Below are 1,802 nucleotides of genomic sequence, written 5' to 3'. Positions count from 1 at the left end.
GCGTTTCGCCGGCTGGCCCCTCAAGGTCGCCCAGCTGTCGCGCATGGTGTCAGCCAAGGAAGCGGAAGAGACCCGCGCCGCCATGGCATCGGGTGATCTCGACATCGTGGTCGGCACCCACGCGCTGTTGGCCAAGAGCATCAAGTTCAAGGATCTCGGCCTGCTCATCGTCGATGAAGAGCAGCGCTTCGGCGTCGCCCACAAGGAGCGCCTCAAGCAGCTCAAGGCCGATGTGCATGTGCTGACGCTGACGGCCACGCCCATTCCGCGCACGCTGCAACTGGCGCTGACGGGCGTGCGCGAACTCTCCATCATCGCCACCCCGCCGGTGGACCGGCTGGCCGTCCGCACCTTCGTTACGCCATTCGACCCGGTGGTGATCCGCGAGGCCCTGCTGCGCGAGCGCTATCGCGGCGGCCAGAGCTTCTATGTCTGCCCGCGCATTTCCGACCTGGCCGAAGCGGAAGAGTTCCTCCGCGAATATGTGCCGGAAATCAGATCCGTCACTGCCCACGGGCAGATGCCGCCGGGCCAGCTCGACGACATCATGAACGCCTTCTACGACGGCAAATATGATGTGCTGCTGTCCACCACCATCGTGGAAAGCGGGCTCGACATCCCGACCGCCAACACCATGATCGTCCACCGGGCCGACATGTTCGGCCTTGCCCAGCTCTACCAGCTGCGCGGCCGCGTCGGCCGGTCCAAGTCGCGCGCCTTTGCCTATCTCACGGTGCCGCCCAACCGCACGCTGACGCCCAACGCGGAAAAACGCCTCAAGGTCCTCCAGTCACTGGACAGCCTCGGGGCGGGCTTCAATCTTGCCAGTCACGACATGGATATCCGCGGCGCGGGCAACCTTTTGGGCGACGAGCAGTCAGGCCATATCCGCGAAGTCGGCTACGAGCTGTATCAGCACATGCTGGAAGAAGCCGTGGCCCAGGCCCGTGCCGGCGGCCTCGACAAGGAAGAGGGCGAATGGTCCCCGCAGATCAATGTGGGCACCGCCGTCCTGATCCCCGACACCTATGTGGCTGATCTTGATGTCCGCATGAGCCTTTACCGCCGCCTGGCATCGCTTGAGGAACACGCGGAGATCGAAAGCTTCGCCGCCGAGCTGATCGACCGCTTCGGGCCGCTTCCGGGCGAGGTGAAGCACCTGCTGGAGATCGTCGAGATCAAGCGCCTGTGCCGTGCCGCCAACGTCGAGAAGATCGACGCCGGCCCCAAGGGCTGTACCATTGGCTTCCGCAACAACGAGTTCGGCAACCCCGCGGGGCTCGTTCAGTTCATCAACCGCGCCCGCGGCGAAGCCAAGCTGCGGCCCGACCACAAGATCGTGGTCAAGCACAACTGGCCGGACGCGGAAGACCGCCTCAAGGGCACCCGCCGGGTGATGGACGAACTGGCTGAACTGGCCCGCGGCGGCTCCGGCGCGTGATGCGCGCTTCGGTTGCTTCACATCTTTGTTTGCAACCAATGGGGTGAAGATCGTTTAACCTGAAAGTAATTGGAAACGGGGCATAACCCGCGACAGGGATCAATAGAACCCGGGGTAGGGGGTTACATGTTTTCGTTCCTGTCTAAGACGAAGCTGACGGTCCGCACCGTCGCGCTGACGATCGGCCTGATCGTTCTGTCCATCGCCGCCATCGGCGGCGCCACCATTCTCCAAATCACCAGCCAGATCCAGAATGACGTGCTCAGCCGTCAGGCGGCCAGCGTCCGTGCGGCGGCGCTGATCATGGGCGACACGGTGCCGGGTCTCGAAACGCGCTTCAATGCCGAGGGCAATGTCGAGC

2 protein-coding genes are annotated in these 1,802 nt (G+C 63.9%); both read left to right on the top strand.

The window, feature by feature from the left end; genetic code table 11:
• The coding region (locus tag MVC20_RS06025) for a TRCF domain-containing protein (RefSeq protein WP_297539444.1) at positions 1 to 1,441 on the top strand (1,441 nt) is incomplete at its 5' end.
• Between the two features lie 126 nt (positions 1,442 to 1,567).
• The coding region (locus tag MVC20_RS06020) for a hypothetical protein (RefSeq protein WP_297539442.1) at positions 1,568 to 1,802 on the top strand (235 nt) is incomplete at its 3' end.

The organism is Roseovarius sp. (assembly GCF_027019125.1).
Lineage (GTDB): Bacteria > Pseudomonadota > Alphaproteobacteria > Rhodobacterales > Rhodobacteraceae > Roseovarius.
This window is presented reverse-complemented; position numbering and strand designations above follow the sequence as displayed.